General features: G+C 59.0%; 12 protein-coding genes and 1 riboswitch. Of the genes, 9 read left to right on the top strand and 3 right to left on the bottom strand.

Annotated elements, in window-relative coordinates; translation table 11 throughout:
- Positions 1-57 precede the first annotated feature (57 nt).
- The 4 genes from leuA to leuD are packed head-to-tail and all read left to right on the top strand — an operon-like array spanning position 58 to position 4,745.
- Positions 58-1,632: a 2-isopropylmalate synthase gene (leuA, locus tag SOM48_RS09120; protein WP_139567238.1), complete on the top strand. Its 1,575-nt coding sequence runs from the start codon at positions 58-60 to the stop codon at positions 1,630-1,632.
- Positions 1,632-2,723, top strand: coding sequence for a 3-isopropylmalate dehydrogenase (gene leuB, locus SOM48_RS09115; RefSeq protein ID WP_128483646.1), 1,092 nt, complete (start codon positions 1,632-1,634; stop codon positions 2,721-2,723). Before leuA ends, leuB begins: the two co-directional genes overlap by 1 nt.
- Before the next feature lie 2 nt (positions 2,724-2,725).
- Positions 2,726-4,129: a 3-isopropylmalate dehydratase large subunit gene (gene leuC, locus SOM48_RS09110; RefSeq protein ID WP_320511826.1), complete on the top strand. Its 1,404-nt coding sequence runs from the start codon at positions 2,726-2,728 to the stop codon at positions 4,127-4,129.
- Positions 4,130-4,139: 10 nt separating this feature from the next.
- Positions 4,140-4,745, top strand: a complete 606-nt coding sequence (gene leuD / locus SOM48_RS09105) for a 3-isopropylmalate dehydratase small subunit (RefSeq protein WP_042718363.1) — start codon at positions 4,140-4,142, stop codon at positions 4,743-4,745.
- A gap of 161 nt (positions 4,746-4,906) precedes the next feature.
- Here the strand turns inward: leuD and SOM48_RS09100 are convergent, their stop codons facing one another.
- Complete coding sequence (locus tag SOM48_RS09100; protein WP_320511825.1) at positions 4,907-6,085, bottom strand: sugar efflux transporter; 1,179 nt, start codon at positions 6,083-6,085, stop codon at positions 4,907-4,909.
- A 246-nt stretch (positions 6,086-6,331) separates the two neighbouring features.
- Between SOM48_RS09100 and sgrR the strand changes: the two genes are divergently transcribed.
- From sgrR to thiQ, 4 genes are all read left to right on the top strand, one after another.
- On the top strand, positions 6,332-7,987 hold the full coding sequence (gene sgrR, locus SOM48_RS09095) for an HTH-type transcriptional regulator SgrR (RefSeq protein WP_320511824.1): 1,656 nt from the start codon (positions 6,332-6,334) through the stop codon (positions 7,985-7,987).
- Positions 7,988-8,023: 36 nt separating this feature from the next.
- Positions 8,024-8,124: riboswitch (TPP riboswitch) on the top strand.
- A gap of 29 nt (positions 8,125-8,153) precedes the next feature.
- Positions 8,154-9,137: a thiamine ABC transporter substrate binding subunit gene (thiB, locus tag SOM48_RS09090; RefSeq protein ID WP_320511823.1), complete on the top strand. Its 984-nt coding sequence runs from the start codon at positions 8,154-8,156 to the stop codon at positions 9,135-9,137.
- Positions 9,113-10,723, top strand: coding sequence for a thiamine/thiamine pyrophosphate ABC transporter permease ThiP (gene thiP, locus SOM48_RS09085; protein WP_320511822.1), 1,611 nt, complete (start codon positions 9,113-9,115; stop codon positions 10,721-10,723). Before thiB ends, thiP begins: the two co-directional genes overlap by 25 nt.
- Positions 10,707-11,408, top strand: coding sequence for a thiamine ABC transporter ATP-binding protein ThiQ (gene thiQ, locus SOM48_RS09080; RefSeq protein ID WP_312479810.1), 702 nt, complete (start codon positions 10,707-10,709; stop codon positions 11,406-11,408). Before thiP ends, thiQ begins: the two co-directional genes overlap by 17 nt.
- Here the strand turns inward: thiQ and SOM48_RS09075 are convergent.
- Positions 11,402-12,172 (bottom strand): DedA family protein, encoded by a 771-nt coding sequence (locus tag SOM48_RS09075; protein WP_288880682.1) that lies wholly within the window; start codon positions 12,170-12,172, stop codon positions 11,402-11,404. The two genes, thiQ and SOM48_RS09075, sit on opposite strands and share 7 nt — an antisense overlap.
- A 126-nt stretch (positions 12,173-12,298) precedes the next feature.
- Positions 12,299-13,144 carry an arabinose operon transcriptional regulator AraC gene (gene araC / locus SOM48_RS09070; RefSeq protein WP_076770265.1) on the bottom strand — a complete coding sequence of 282 codons (846 nt, stop codon included), beginning with the start codon at positions 13,142-13,144 and terminating at the stop codon, positions 12,299-12,301.
- A gap of 337 nt (positions 13,145-13,481) precedes the next feature.
- Between araC and araB the strand changes: the two genes are divergently transcribed.
- A complete protein-coding gene (gene araB / locus SOM48_RS09065) occupies positions 13,482-15,173 on the top strand; it encodes a ribulokinase (RefSeq protein WP_054802795.1) in 1,692 nt (563 codons plus the stop codon).

The raw sequence follows: 15,173 nt of genomic DNA, 5'->3' as shown, positions 1-15,173 counted from the left end.
GGCGCGGGTTTTTTTATGCTCGTAGCGAGGCGGCCAAAGCGAACAAGGATCTAAACCATGAGCCAGCAGCAAGTCGTAATTTTCGATACCACCTTACGTGACGGTGAACAGGCATTGCAGGCAAGCCTGAGTGTGAAAGAGAAGCTGCAGATCGCCCTGGCGCTGGAGCGCATGGGTGTTGATGTAATGGAAGTCGGTTTTCCTGTCTCGTCACCGGGCGATTTTGAGTCCGTGCAGACCATCGCCCGCCAGGTAAAAAACAGCCGTGTCTGCGCTCTGGCACGCTGTGTTGAGAAAGATATTGATGTCGCCGCAGAGTCGCTGAAAGTAGCTGAAGCGTTCCGCATTCACACCTTTATCGCCACCTCGCCAATGCATATCGCCACCAAACTGCGCAGCACGCTGGATGAGGTGATTGAGCGCGCGATCTATATGGTGAAACGTGCGCGTAACTATACCGATGATGTGGAGTTTTCCTGTGAAGATGCCGGGCGTACGCCGATTGAAGATCTGGCGCGCGTCGTCGAAGCGGCAATCAATGCCGGGGCGAAAACCATCAATATCCCGGATACCGTGGGCTATACCATGCCCTTCGAGTTCGCCAATATCATCACCGGTCTGTATGACCGCGTTCCAAACATTGATAAAGCCATTATTTCTGTCCACACCCATGATGACTTAGGCCTGGCGGTCGGTAATTCGATTGCCGCCGTGCATGCCGGTGCCCGCCAGGTAGAAGGCGCGATGAACGGCATCGGCGAACGTGCCGGTAACTGTTCACTGGAAGAGGTGATCATGGCGATTAAAGTGCGCAAAGACATTATGAATGTGCACACCCGCATCAATCATCAGGAGATCTGGCGCACCAGCCAGACCGTTGCTCAGATCTGCAATATGCCGATCCCGGCTAACAAAGCGATCGTCGGCACCGGCGCCTTCGCCCACTCCTCCGGCATCCATCAGGATGGCGTGCTGAAAAACCGCGAAAACTACGAAATCATGACGCCAGAGTCGATTGGCCTGAACCAGGTGCAGCTGAACCTGACCTCACGCTCCGGTCGCGCAGCGGTCAAACACCGTATGGAAGAGATGGGCTATCAGGAGAGCGACTACAACCTGGATAACCTGTACGACGCCTTCCTGAAGCTGGCGGATAAAAAGGGCCAGGTCTTTGATTACGATCTGGAAGCGCTGGCCTTTATCAACAAACAGCAGGAAGAGCCGGAGCATTTCCGCCTGGAGTACTTCAATGTGCAGTCCGGCTCCAACGATATCGCCACCGCCTCGGTGAAACTGGCCTGCGGCGATGAGATCAAAGCCGAGGCCGCCAACGGCAATGGGCCGGTCGACGCAGTCTACCAGGCGATTAACCGCGTCACCGAATATGACATCGAACTGGTGAAATATAGCCTGACCGCGAAAGGCCACGGTAAAGATGCGCTGGGCCAGGTTGATATCGTCGTCAATTACAACAACCGCCGCTTCCACGGCATCGGCCTGGCAACAGATATCGTTGAGTCCTCCGTCAAAGCGATGGTCAACGTGCTGAACACCATCTGGCGCGCCGCCGAAGTGGAAAAAGAGTTGCAACGTAAAGCGCAGAACAAAGAAAACAACAAGGAAACCGTGTGATGTCGAAGAGTTACCATATTGCCGTGCTGCCGGGCGACGGCATTGGCCCGGAAGTGATGGCGCAAGCCCTGAAAGTACTGGAAGCCGTGCGCAGCCGTTTCGCGATGCGTATTACCACCAGCCATTACGACGTTGGCGGTATCGCCATTGACCGTCACGGCAATCCGTTGCCGCAGGCGACAGTTGAAGGCTGCGAGCAGGCCGATGCGATTCTGTTTGGCTCCGTCGGCGGCCCGAAATGGGAAAACCTGCCGCCAGCGCAGCAGCCGGAGCGCGGCGCGCTGCTGCCGCTGCGTAAACACTTCAAGCTGTTCAGCAACCTGCGCCCTGCCAAACTCTATGCGGGCCTGGAAGCCTTCTGCCCGCTGCGCGAAGATATCGCCGCCAACGGTTTCGATATCCTGTGCGTACGCGAATTGACCGGCGGCATCTACTTCGGTCAACCGAAAGGGCGCGAAGGCAGTGGCCAGCATGAGAAAGCCTACGACACCGAAATTTATCACCGCTTTGAGATCGAGCGCATTGCGCGTATCGCTTTCGAGTCGGCGCGCAAACGCGGCAAAAAAGTCCACTCCATCGATAAAGCCAACGTGCTGCAAACCTCGCTGCTGTGGCGTGAAATCGTCAATGAGATCGCGGGCGAATACCCGGACGTTGAGCTGGCGCATATGTATATCGACAACGCCACCATGCAGCTGATTAAAGATCCGTCCCAGTTCGACGTGCTGCTCTGCTCCAACCTGTTCGGCGATATCCTCTCCGACGAGTGCGCGATGATCACCGGCTCAATGGGCATGCTGCCCTCTGCCAGCCTGAATGAGCAGGGCTTTGGCCTGTATGAACCGGCGGGCGGCTCCGCGCCGGATATCGCGGGTAAAAATATCGCCAACCCAATCGCGCAGATTCTGTCGCTGGCGCTGCTGCTGCGCTACAGCCTGAATGCAGACGAGGCGGCAACGGCGATTGAACAGGCCATTAACCGGGCTTTAGAAGAGGGTGTGCGCACCGGCGATTTAGCGCGTGGCGCGTCCGCAGTCAGTACCGATGAGATGGGCGATATCATCGCTCGTTATGTCGCAGAAGGGGTGTAATCATGGCTAAGAGTTTGTATGAAAAGTTATTTGAGGCCCATGTGGTCTATGAAGCGCCGAACGAGACCCCGCTGCTCTATATCGACCGCCATCTGGTGCATGAAGTGACCTCTCCGCAGGCGTTTGACGGCCTGCGCGCGCACAATCGCCCGGTGCGTCAGCCGGGCAAAACCTTCGCCACGATGGATCACAACGTCTCGACGCAGACCAAAGATATTAACGCCTCCGGCGAGATGGCGCGTATTCAGATGCAGGAGCTGATTAAGAACTGCAACGAATTTGGCGTCGAGCTGTATGACCTGAACCACCCCTATCAGGGCATCGTGCACGTGATGGGTCCGGAACAGGGCATCACCCTGCCGGGGATGACCATCGTCTGCGGCGACTCCCACACCGCCACGCACGGCGCGTTTGGCGCGCTGGCGTTCGGCATCGGCACCTCAGAGGTGGAACATGTGCTGGCGACGCAGACCCTGAAGCAGGGGCGCGCCAAAACCATGAAGATTGAAGTCAACGGCACTGCCGCACCGGGGATTACCGCCAAAGATATCGTGCTGGCGATTATCGGCAAAACCGGCAGCGCTGGCGGCACCGGTCACGTGGTGGAGTTCTGCGGCGACGCTATCCGCGCACTCAGCATGGAAGGCCGCATGACGCTGTGCAATATGGCGATTGAGATGGGTGCGAAAGCGGGCCTGGTCGCGCCAGATGAGACTACCTTTAACTACGTGCAGGGTCGCCTGCATGCGCCGAAGGGCAAAGATTTCGACGAAGCGGTCGCTTACTGGAAGACGCTGCATACCGATGAAGGCGCCCACTTTGACCGCGTAGTCACCCTGCAAGCAGAAGATATCGCCCCGCAGGTCACCTGGGGCACTAACCCGGGCCAGGTGATCTCGGTCACCGAGATCATTCCCGATCCGGCCTCCTTCGCCGATCCGGTCGAGCGTGCCTCGGCGGAAAAAGCGCTGGCCTATATGGGGCTGAAACCGGGCGTACCGCTGACCGACGTGGCGATCGATAAAGTCTTTATCGGCTCCTGTACCAACTCGCGCATTGAAGATTTACGCGCAGCCGCAGCAATTGCCAAAGGGCGTAAAGTGGCGCCGGGCGTGCAGGCGCTGGTGGTTCCAGGCTCCGGCCCGGTGAAAGCACAGGCGGAAGCGGAAGGGCTGGATAAGATCTTTATCGAAGCCGGTTTTGAGTGGCGTCTGCCGGGTTGCTCGATGTGCCTGGCGATGAACAATGACCGCCTGAATCCGGGCGAGCGCTGCGCCTCTACCAGCAACCGTAACTTTGAAGGCCGTCAGGGCCGCGGTGGACGCACCCATCTGGTCAGCCCGGCAATGGCCGCCGCTGCGGCAGTAACCGGTCGTTTCGCTGATATTCGTCATTTGCAGGCTTAAGGAGATCACCATGGCTGAGAAATTTACCCAACATACCGGGCTGGTGGTTCCGCTGGATGCCGCTAACGTCGATACCGACGCCATTATCCCGAAGCAGTTTTTGCAGAAGGTGACGCGCACCGGTTTTGGCGCACATCTGTTTAACGACTGGCGATTCCTCGATGATAAGGGCGAGCAGCCGAACCCGGAGTTCGTGCTCAACTTTCCTGAGTACAAAGGGGCGTCGATTTTGCTGGCGCGGGAGAACTTTGGCTGCGGCTCCTCGCGCGAGCACGCGCCATGGGCGCTGACGGATTACGGCTTCAAAGTGGTGATTGCGCCGAGCTTTGCCGACATCTTCTATGGCAACAGCTTTAACAACCAGCTGCTGCCGGTGACGCTGAGCGACGAAGAGGTGGATGAGCTGTTTGCGCTGGTGCAGAGCAATCCGGGCATCACCTTTGAGGTGGATCTGCAGGCGCAGGTGGTGAAGGCGGGCGGGAAATCCTATAGCTTTACGCTCGACGCCTTCCGCCGCCACTGCATGCTGAACGGGCTGGACAGCATTGGCCTGACGCTGCAACACGACGACGCCATTGCCGCTTACGAAGCAAAACAACCCGCCTTTATGGGTTGATAGCCTGACGCCGATTGCCGGATGGTTATCCGGCAGTTGGCACAGTGCAGGTTTGTTTGCCGGATGGCGGCGTTGCCTTATCCGGCCTACGGGTAACAATGCAAATGTGAAGAGTAGGCCGGATAAGCGTTAGCGCCATCCGGCAATTGAACCGCCGCGCCTTACACATCCTTCACCCGGCTGGTGAGCAGCAGCGTCACCACTGACAGCCCGGCAATTCCCCAATAGACCGAACCGTGACCAAAATATTGCGCCAGCGCGCCCTGGATAACGCCTGCCAGAATCACGCCGGTGGAGATACTGTTGGTAAACAGCGTCGTCGCTGAACCTGCCCTGCCCGGCATCAAATCCTGGAACCACAGCATGCCGATCCCGGCGACAATACCGATAAACACCGCATTGAAAAACTGCAACAACAGCAGCGCCGTCTGGCTATGGAAAAAAAGCAGGCCGATATAGAACAGCACGCCGGCTGCAACGGCGATCAGCATCATCAACCGCTTACCGAAACGCTTCACGAAATAGCCCGCGAGGATCATCGCCGGGATCTCCAGGCCTGCGGCAGTACCCATCAAAATGCCCGCCAGTTTATCCGGTAACCCTAGCTCAAGGCTTATCCACAGCGGCATATCGATGATGTACATGGTGTTGCAGGTCCACATCAGCGTCGAAGCGATAAACAGCATGCGCACATTGCTGTCGCGCCAGCCGCTTACTTGCGTAACGGCCACGTCAGCGGGCTGCTCAACCCGCGGCACCGACGGTAGCCAGAAGGCAATCAGCACCAGGCTGACAATAAACAGCCCGGCGGCGATAGAGAACATGGCGACAAAGCCATAATTGAGCGCCAGCATAAACGCCAGCGGCGGCCCGATAACCCACGCCAGCGAGAGCTGCGCACGCATAATCGAACTGAACATCACCACTTCCCGCGCCGAGCTGTCGGCGTACTCACGCGCCAGCGCGAAAAGCTGCGGCATCGAGGTGCTGGCAAGCGAAGCCAGCAGCACGCCGCAGGTGATTAAGGTCAGATAGTGACGGTTAAACGCAAACAGCAGCGCGTTACCCACCGCCATCAGGCAGCAGAAGAGGATCAGCTTGCGCCGGTCGCCCTGGCTGTCTGATCGTTTTGCCAGCGCAAGGCTGACGAGGATCCCGGCAATGGCGTTGACGGTATAGAACAGCCCGATCCAGAAGGGCTCTGCGCCCACTTCGCGGCTGAGAAACAGGCTCAGCGTCGGGGCCTGTACCGCACCGGCAACGCCCATCATAAAGGCGACGATCATAAACGCGATGTAGACACCATTCATGCGGCGTCCCATCGTCATCAACCAAAGCATGGCATTTCCTTGTTGAAAGCGGAAAACAGCGACGCAAGCTTAAACGAAAAAAGCCAGCAAAAACATTTTGCTGGCGGGTGCATTCGCACTTAATACTCAGTCACACATGATTCGGGCGAGTCAGTTTTTCCACACGCGTCGTCATTCCCCACTTCGCTATGCGCCTCCTCGCTTTCATCGCAGAGAAGTATCGGCTTAATATAGGGATAAATAAATTGCTGAGTTTTTGCCGGGAGTTCCTCTTTTATGTCCTCTGGTCGCCTGCAACAACAGTTCATCCGTCTGTGGCAATGCTGCGATGGAAAATCTCAGGAAACTACGCTCAACGAGCTGGCGGAGCTGCTTAACTGCTCCCGCCGCCATATGCGCACCCTGCTCAACACCATGCAGACGCGCGGCTGGCTCACCTGGGAAGCGGAAGCCGGGCGCGGTAAACGCTCGCGCCTCACCTTCCTCTACACCGGCCTGGCGTTACAGCAGCAGCGGGCGGAAGATCTGCTTGAGCAGGATCGCATCGACCAACTGGTGCAACTGGTGGGCGATAAAGCCGCCGTGCGCCAGATGCTGGTGTCGCATCTGGGCCGCAGTTTTCGCCAGGGGCGGCATATCCTGCGCGTGCTCTACTACCGCCCGCTGCGCAATCTGCTGCCCGGCTCGCCGCTGCGCCGCTCCGAAACCCATATGGCGCGGCAAATCTTCAGTACCCTGACGCGCATAAATGAGGAAAACGGGGAACTGGAAGCCGATATTGCTCACCACTGGAAAGCGATCTCTCCCCTGCACTGGCGCTTCTACTTACGCCCCGGCATCCACTTTCACCATGGTCGCGAGCTGGAGATGGCAGATGTTATCGCCTCCCTGCGGCGTGCCAGCGCCCTGCCGCTCTACTCCCATATCCGCGATATTGTTTCCCCCACGCCGTGGACGCTCGACATTCACCTCTCGCAGCCCGACAGCTGGCTGCCGTGGCTGATGGGCCACGTGCCGGCGATGATCCTGCCGCAGGAGTGGGAGACGCTGGCGAACTTTGCCAGCCAGCCGATTGGCACCGGCCCTTACGCGGTGATGCGCAACACCCGCAACCAGCTAAAGATCCACGCCTTTGAGGATTACTTCGGGTTTCGCGCGCTGATTGATGAAGTGAATGTCTGGGTGCTGCCGGATGTTGGGGATGAGACCACCTGCGGCCTGACGCTGGAGGGGCCAACCGAGGGCGAAAAAGCGGTGGAGAGCCGCCTCGAAGAGGGCTGTTACTACTTGCTATTTGACGCGCGATCCAGCCGCGGTGCGAACCCGGCGGTGCGCGAGTGGGTAAGCCGGATCCTTTCGCCAACCAATCTGCTGTGGCACGCCAGCGAACAGAATCAGCGCTACTGGTTTCCCGCCTATGGATTGCTGCCGCGCTGGCACCACGCGCGCCCTGGCAGCGGTGAAAAGCCCGCCGGGCTGGAGACGCTGACGCTCACCTTCTACCGCGAGCATAACGAGCACCAGGCGATTGCCCACACCATGAGTACGCTGCTGGCAGAACATGGCGTTAAGTTACTGATTCAGGAGGTCGATTACGATGAGTGGCATCGCGGCGAAACAGAGAGCGATATCTGGCTTAACAGCGCCAACTTTACGCTGCCGCTCGACTTCTCGGTCTTCGCTAACCTCTATGAAGTACCGTTGCTGCAACACTGCATCCCGCGCGACTGGCAGGCGGACGCCGCGCGCTGGCGCGCCGGGGAGATGAACCTGGCAATGTGGTCACAGCAGTTGCTGGCGAGTAAAACGATTGTGCCGCTGATCCACCACTGGCTTCGCATTCAGGGGCAGCGCACCATGCGCGGGCTGCGCATGAATACCCTCGGCTGGTTTGACTTTAAATCGGCCTGGTTTGCGCCGCCGGATCCGTAATGCTTTCAGATTGTTTACCAAATCATTACAATAGCGCCGTTCTCAACGGGGTGCTGCGCTTCACGCGCGTGCTGAGAAAATACCCGTCGAACCTGATCCGGATAACGCCGGCGAAGGGATTTGAGGCTCTCTCAAAATCCTTTGCCACCCATTTATGAGGTGCAAAGTGTTAAAAAAATCGTTGTCACTGCTGCTGCTTATTGCCGCGCCCGTTTTCGCTAAACCCGTCCTGACCGTCTACACCTACGACTCCTTCGCCGCCGAATGGGGCCCAGGCCCTGCGGTAAAAAAAGCCTTTGAAGCCGACTGCAACTGCGAGCTGAAGTTCGTGGCGCTGGAGGATGGCGTCTCGCTGCTCAATCGTCTGCGGATGGAGGGCAAAAAGAGCAAAGCTGACGTCGTGCTGGGTCTTGATAACAACCTGCTGGAAGCCGCGACCCAGACAAAACTCTTCGCCAAAAGCGGCGTGCCGGATGACGCGGTGAAGGTGCCGGGCGGCTGGAGCAATGAGACCTTTGTGCCGTTCGATTACGGCTGGTTCGCTTTTGTCTATGACAAAACCAAACTGAAAAACCCGCCGAAGAGCCTGAAAGAGCTGGTCGAAAGCGATCAGAGGTGGCGCGTGATTTATGAAGATCCGCGCACCAGCACGCCAGGGCTCGGCCTGCTGCTGTGGATGCAAAAAGTCTATGGCGATAAAGCCCCCGAAGCCTGGCAAAAGCTGGCGGGCAAAACCGTTACCGTCACTAAAGGGTGGAGCGAAGCCTACGGCCTCTTTTTGAAAGGCGAAAGCGATCTGGTGCTGAGCTACACCACCTCGCCTGCCTACCACATCATCGAAGAGAAGAAAGAGAACTACGCGGCAGCGAACTTCAGCGAAGGCCACTATTTGCAGGTTGAAGTCGCGGCGCGTACCGCCGCCAGCAAGCAGCCGGAGCTGGCGGAAAAATTCCTCAAATTTATGGTTTCACCCGCCTTCCAGAGTGCCATCCCAACGGGCAACTGGATGTACCCGGTGAGCAACGTCACGCTGCCCGCCGGGTTTGACCAGCTTGAGAAACCACAAACCTCGCTGCAATTCTCGCCGCAAGAGGTAGCAGCCCAGCGCGCAGCATGGATAGCCTCGTGGCAACGCGCCGTCAGCCGCTAATTCCCGGCTGGCTGCTTCCTGGCCTCACCGCCGCCACGCTGATGGTGGCGGTCGCGGTGGCGGCCTTTTTCGCGCTGTGGCAAAACGCACCTGTCGAAGGGCTCTCCGACTTGTTGTCGGACAGCTACTTGTGGCACGTGGTGCGATTCTCCTTCTGGCAGGCTTTTCTCTCCGCCCTGCTCTCCGTGGTGCCCGCCATTTTCCTCGCCCGCGCGCTCTACCGCCGTCGTTTTCCCGGCCGCCAGCTGCTGCTGCGCTTATGCGCGATGACGCTGATCCTGCCGGTGCTGGTGGCGGTGTTCGGTATTCTCAGCGTCTATGGTCGCCAGGGGTGGCTCGCCGCGCTCTGCCAGACGCTTGGCCTTGAGTGGACCTTTTCGCCCTACGGCTTGCAGGGCATTCTGCTGGCGCACCTCTTTTTTAACCTGCCGATGGCCTCGCGCCTGCTGCTACAGGCGCTGGAGCAGATCCCCGGTGAACAGCGCCAGCTGGCAGCCCAGCTCGGGATGCGCGGCTGGGCCTTCTTCCGCTTTGTCGAGTGGCCCTGGCTGCGCCGCCAGATCCCGCCGGTGGCAGCGCTGATTTTTATGCTCTGCTTCGCCAGTTTCGCCACCGTGCTGTCGCTGGGCGGCGGCCCGCAGGCAACCACCATTGAGCTTGCCATCTACCAGGCGCTCAGCTTTGATTTTGATCCCGCCCGCGCGGCGATACTGGCGATAATCCAGATGATCTGCTGCCTCGGGCTGGTGCTGTTAAGCCAGCGGATGAGTAAAGCCTTCGCCGTCGGCAGCCATCACATTCAGGGCTGGCGCGACCCGGAAACGCGCTGGTTTAGCCGTATCGCCGATACGCTGTTAATTGTGTTGGCACTGCTGCTGATGCTGCCACCGTTGCTGGCGGTGATCGTTGACGGGCTTAATGTCAGTTTGCTGAAGGTGCTGGCTGAGCCGGTGCTGTGGCAGGCGGTGTGGACGTCGCTGCGTATCGCGCTGGTCGCCGGGCTGCTCTGCGTGGTGCTGACCATGATGCTGCTGTGGAGCAGCCGCGAACTGCGCGCGCGCCACCGCACTGCGGCCGGGCAGGCGCTCGAACTGAGCGGGATGCTGATCCTGGCGATGCCGGGTATTGTGCTGGCGACCGGCTTTTTCCTGCTGCTCAATAACACCATCGGCCTGCCCGACTCCGCCGATGGCATCGTGATATTCACCAATGCGCTGATGGCGATCCCCTATGCATTAAAGGTGCTGGAAAACCCGATGCGCGATCTCACCGCGCGGTATGCGCTGCTCTGCCAGTCGCTCGATATTACCGGTTTTCGCCGCCTGTGGGTGGTGGAGCTGCGCGCGCTGAAACGCCCGCTGGCGCAGGCGCTGGCGTTTGCCTGCGTGCTATCGATTGGTGATTTCGGCGTAGTGGCGCTGTTCGGCAATGAGGATTTCCGCACGCTGCCCTTCTATCTCTATCAGCAAATCGGTTCTTACCGTAGCCAGGATGGAGCCGTCACCGCGCTGATCCTGCTGCTGCTGTGCTTTTTACTCTTCACTGTGATTGAAAAACTACCGGGCCGCCATGCTAAGACTGATTGATGTCACCTGGCTTTACGAACACCTGCCGATGCGCTTTACCCTTGCAGCCGAACGGGGTGAGCAGATTGCCATTCTCGGCCCCAGCGGCGCGGGTAAGAGCACGCTGCTGAACCTGATTGCCGGGTTTATCACCCCGGCGAGCGGCACGATTTTACTCGGCGATGAGGATCATACCCGCACACCGCCCGCGCGCCGTCCGGTGTCGATGCTGTTTCAGGAGAACAACCTCTTCACCCACCTGACGGTGCGGCAGAATATTGCTCTTGGTTTACATCCGGGGTTGAAGCTGAACGCCGCGCAGCGGGAGAGGCTTAATGAGATTGCCGCCACCATGGGGCTGGAGGCACTGCTGGAGCGACTGCCGGATCAGCTCTCCGGCGGCCAGCGCCAGCGCGTGGCATTAGCACGCTGCCTGGTGCGCGAGCAGCCGCTGCTGCTGCTGGATGAACCCTTTTCCGCGCTCGATCCCGCCCTGCGCCAGGAGATGCTCGCACTGGTGCAGAACGTCTGCCGTCGCCAGCAGTTAACGCTACTGATGGTGTCGCACAGCGTGGAGGATGCCGCGCGCATCGCCGAACGCGCGCTGGTGGTCGCCGAGGGGCGTATTGCCTGGGATGGCGCTACCGACACGCTGCTTCGCGGCAACGCGCCGGTCTCCGCCCTGCTCGGCATTCAGGCTCAGTGACCGCGGATCACCTTGCCGAGAATATCGAGATAGATTGGCATCAGCGGGTGTTTTGCCAGCATCACTACTGCCGCAATGGCAATCACCATCGTGCCCGGTGCCAGCCAGAGCAGGCGCTGGCGCGGCAGGTAGGCCGTTAAGCGATCGCTGCCCGATTTACCTGCCCGCCACAGCCGCCAGCAGAGCCAACAGGCCAGCCAGAGCACAATCGCCGTCAGCAGCAGCAGCCATTTAAAGCTGCTGCTCTGCATATCGGCAGGAATATCGATCGCTGCGCCAGCGAGGATACCCGGCAGGAAGTAGAAGGGTGGCCACAGCAGGCAGCCAATGATATTCGGCGGTAAAAATTTGCGGATCGGCAGATCGAGCATCCCGGCGACCATCGGCACCAGCGGGCGCGTCGGGCCAACAAAGCGCCCAACCAGAATGGTAAACAGGCTGTGCTCATGCAGCGCATGTTCGGTTTTATCGAGCAGCCCTTTGTGCTTTTTCAGGAAAGACCAGCGGTGCAGCGGTTTCTTAAAGCGCCAGCCGAGCCAGAAGGAGATCCAGTCACCGAGCAGGCAGCCGATAATACCCGCCAGCCACGCATGCCAGAAATTAACTTCCCCGCTGCCAATCAACGCGCCCAGCGCCGCCATCATCACCGTGCCGGGAAGGATCAGCCCCACCAGCGCCAGCGACTCAAAAAAAGCGACCAGCGCAATCGCCACCAGTGAGTACATGGCTGACTGGGTAATAAAGTGTTCCAGCAATGCTTCCATAAAGGGTCCTGTTCAGATTGAACGCCGGATTCTGCGGAGCGCCTCCGCCACCGTCAAGCTTTCAATTATCTGAATCTTTACCACTTATGTCAGATTGAAGAACAGATTATTTCCATTCTTTACGCTTCATTCACATCCAGCACGAAACTCGCTCGGGCTGGCACCGGTGCATTTTTTAAAGACGCGAGAAAAGTAGAGCTGATCGTCAAAGCCGACGTTGCGCCCAACGCTGGCAATCGGCATCCGCGTGGTGCTGAGCAGCAGTTTCGCCTGGCTGATGCGCTGATCTTCGCGCCAGCTCAGCACGCTAACGCCAAGCTGCTGGCGAAAGAGATGCGACAGGCGCGACGGCGAGAGGCAAACATGCTGCGCGACGCTGGCGATATCAAAATGGTTATCGGAAAGGTGGTCGCTGATGTACTGACAGGCGTCACGCACGCGGTTATCAAGGGGTGGATTAAGGGATTCGTTAATCGCCTCCATGCGCCGCAGCAGCAGTTGTTCGAGCAAGTTAATCGCCAGATGTTCGGCGTAGCGCCCGGCGCTCTGCCCGGCATCGATAATTTGCGCGAAAAGGTCGCGAAAACGATCCATATGCGCATCATCCGGGCGGTAAAAACCGGTTTGCGCGAAGAGCGTCGGCCAGTTTAGCCACTCCTGCCAGTAGGCGCGCGGACGGAAGTAGACCCACTGGTGATACCACGCCTCGGCGTCAGGATGGCGGCCATAGTGGTGAATCTCGCCGGGGGGAAAGAGCAGAATATCGCCGGGGCGGCAGATAAATTGTTTGCCCTGGTTCATCACCACGCCTTCGCCACGCACCGTCAGGTTGAGGATATAGCCCTTCATCCCCAGCGGTCGGTCAACAAAAAAGTCGAGATAGCTTTCCGATTCAATCGGCGTCAGACCCGCCACCAGGTGCGCGTTAAACGAGTACCCGGGCAGCAGTGGATCATTTTGAGATTCGGCCATAAAACGCATTACTCCCCTACCCGACAAGGAAACCAATTGTCCATATTGTCATTCCCGTTATTTCCCGGCTAATGGCGGGCAGAGCGCGTCAATACTGCTATCACGCGACGCCGCAAGACAAAAGCGATAAGCCCTTTTTAACGCCTTAAAGCAGGGTCAAAACGGATAACGAAAGTGTCTATAAAGGTGACAGAAATGTCCACATCGAATTTTTGCACGGCGTCACACTTTGCGATGCCATAGCAATTTCGTCCATAAGATTAGCGAATCCTGCCTGACGGTTTTCGCCGCCGATCTCTATCGTTTTTCTAACGGTTATTCTTATGGAGCACTAAGCATGGCAATCACGATTGGCCTCGATTTCGGCAGCGATTCAGTACGTGCGCTGGCGGTAGACTGCACATCCGGGGCGGAGATCGCCACCAGCGTCGAGTGGTATCCGCGCTGGCAGGAGGGCCGTTATTGCGACGCGCCGCATAACCAGTTTCGCCATCACCCGCGCGATTACATCGAATCGATGGAAGCGGCGCTTAAAAGCGTGCTGGCAGAGTTAAGCGACGCCCAGCGGGCAGAGATCAAAGGCATTGGCGTGGACAGCACCGGCTCCACCCCGGCGCCGATTGATGCTGAAGGCCGCGTGCTGGCGCTGCGCCCGGAGTTTGCCGACAACCCGAACGCCATGTTTGTGTTGTGGAAAGATCACACCGCTGTGGAAGAGGCGGAAGCCATCACCCGCCTGTGCCACACCTCCGGTAAAACCGACTACTCGCGCTACATTGGCGGCATCTACTCCAGCGAATGGTTCTGGGCGAAGATCCTGCACGTTACCCGCGCCGACAGCGCCGTGGCGCAGGCCGCCGCCTCGTGGATCGAGCTGTGCGACTGGGTGCCTGCCCTGCTCTCCGGCACTACGCGCCCGGAAGCGATCCGTCGTGGGCGTTGCAGCGCCGGGCATAAATCCCTGTGGCATGAAAGCTGGGGCGGCCTGCCGCCTGCCGCCTTCTTTGATGAACTCGATCCGATTATCAATAAACACCTGCGCTGGCCGCTCTTTACCGAAACCTTTACCGCAGATCGCCCGGTGGGCACGCTGACCGCAGAGTGGGCGCAGCGCCTGGGGCTGCCTGAATCGGTGGTGATCTCCGGCGGCGCGTTCGACTGCCATATGGGTGCCGTCGGCGCAGGCGCACAGCCCAATACGCTGGTGAAAGTGATCGGCACCTCCACCTGCGACATTCTGATCGCCGATAAACAGAGCGTTGGCGACCGCGCGGTGAAAGGTATCTGCGGCCAGGTTGACGGCAGCGTAGTACCGGACTTTATCGGCCTCGAGGCGGGGCAATCTGCCTTCGGCGATATCTACGCCTGGTTTGGCCGCATCCTCGGCTGGCCGCTGGAACAGCTGGCGCAGCAGCACCCGGAACTGAAAGAGCAGATCAAAGCCAGCCAGAAACAGCTCCTGCCGGCGCTTACCGACGCGTGGGTGAAAAATCCTTCTCTCGATCACCTGCCGGTGGTGCTCGACTGGTTCAACGGCCGCCGCACGCCAAACGCTAACCAGCGCCTGAAAGGGGTGATCACCGATCTGAATCTTGCCACCGACGCGCCGGCGCTGTTCGGCGGGCTGATTGCCGCCACCGCCTTCGGTGCCCGCGCGATTATGGAGTGCTTTACCGAGCAGGGTATTGCCGTTGACAACGTGATGGCACTCGGCGGCATCGCGCGGAAAAACCTCGGCGTAATGCAGGCCTGCTGCGATGTGCTCAACCGCCCATTGCAGGTTGTCGCCTCTGAACAGTGCTGTGCGCTGGGCGCGGCCATCTTTGCCGCCGTCGCCGCAGAAGTACACGCCGATATCCCGGCTGCGCAGCAGAAGATGGCGAGCGCCATCGAGAAAACGCTCCAGCCTTCGGCACAGGCGCAGCAGTTTGAACGGCTCTATCGTCGCTATCAGCAGTGGGCCGTCAGCGCCGAGCAGCACTATCTCCCTTCAGCCGCGACAGTTTCGCCGGCCGCGTTAACCCATTAA

Origin of the sequence: Kosakonia sp. CFBP8986 (assembly GCF_034044935.1) — a bacterium.
In the GTDB taxonomy this organism is placed as follows: domain Bacteria; phylum Pseudomonadota; class Gammaproteobacteria; order Enterobacterales; family Enterobacteriaceae; genus Kosakonia; species Kosakonia cowanii.
Note: the sequence above shows the minus strand (reverse complement) of the source record. Positions and strands in the feature narration are given on the sequence as shown.

Excerpts from the sequence above, each read along its gene's own strand:
- leuD (WP_042718363.1), top strand. The coding sequence starts at position 4,140 with ATGGCTGAGAAATTTACCCAACATACCGGGCTGGTGGTTCCGCTGGAT.
- araC (WP_076770265.1), bottom strand. The coding sequence starts at position 13,144 with ATGGCCGAATCTCAAAATGATCCACTGCTGCCCGGGTACTCGTTTAAC.
- sgrR (WP_320511824.1), top strand. The coding sequence starts at position 6,332 with ATGTCCTCTGGTCGCCTGCAACAACAGTTCATCCGTCTGTGGCAATGC.
- leuA (WP_139567238.1), top strand. The coding sequence starts at position 58 with ATGAGCCAGCAGCAAGTCGTAATTTTCGATACCACCTTACGTGACGGT.
- SOM48_RS09100 (WP_320511825.1), bottom strand. The coding sequence starts at position 6,085 with ATGCTTTGGTTGATGACGATGGGACGCCGCATGAATGGTGTCTACATC.
- SOM48_RS09075 (WP_288880682.1), bottom strand. The coding sequence starts at position 12,172 with ATGGAAGCATTGCTGGAACACTTTATTACCCAGTCAGCCATGTACTCA.
- thiQ (WP_312479810.1), top strand. The coding sequence starts at position 10,707 with ATGCTAAGACTGATTGATGTCACCTGGCTTTACGAACACCTGCCGATG.
- araB (WP_054802795.1), top strand. The coding sequence starts at position 13,482 with ATGGCAATCACGATTGGCCTCGATTTCGGCAGCGATTCAGTACGTGCG.
- leuC (WP_320511826.1), top strand. The coding sequence starts at position 2,726 with ATGGCTAAGAGTTTGTATGAAAAGTTATTTGAGGCCCATGTGGTCTAT.
- leuB (WP_128483646.1), top strand. The coding sequence starts at position 1,632 with ATGTCGAAGAGTTACCATATTGCCGTGCTGCCGGGCGACGGCATTGGC.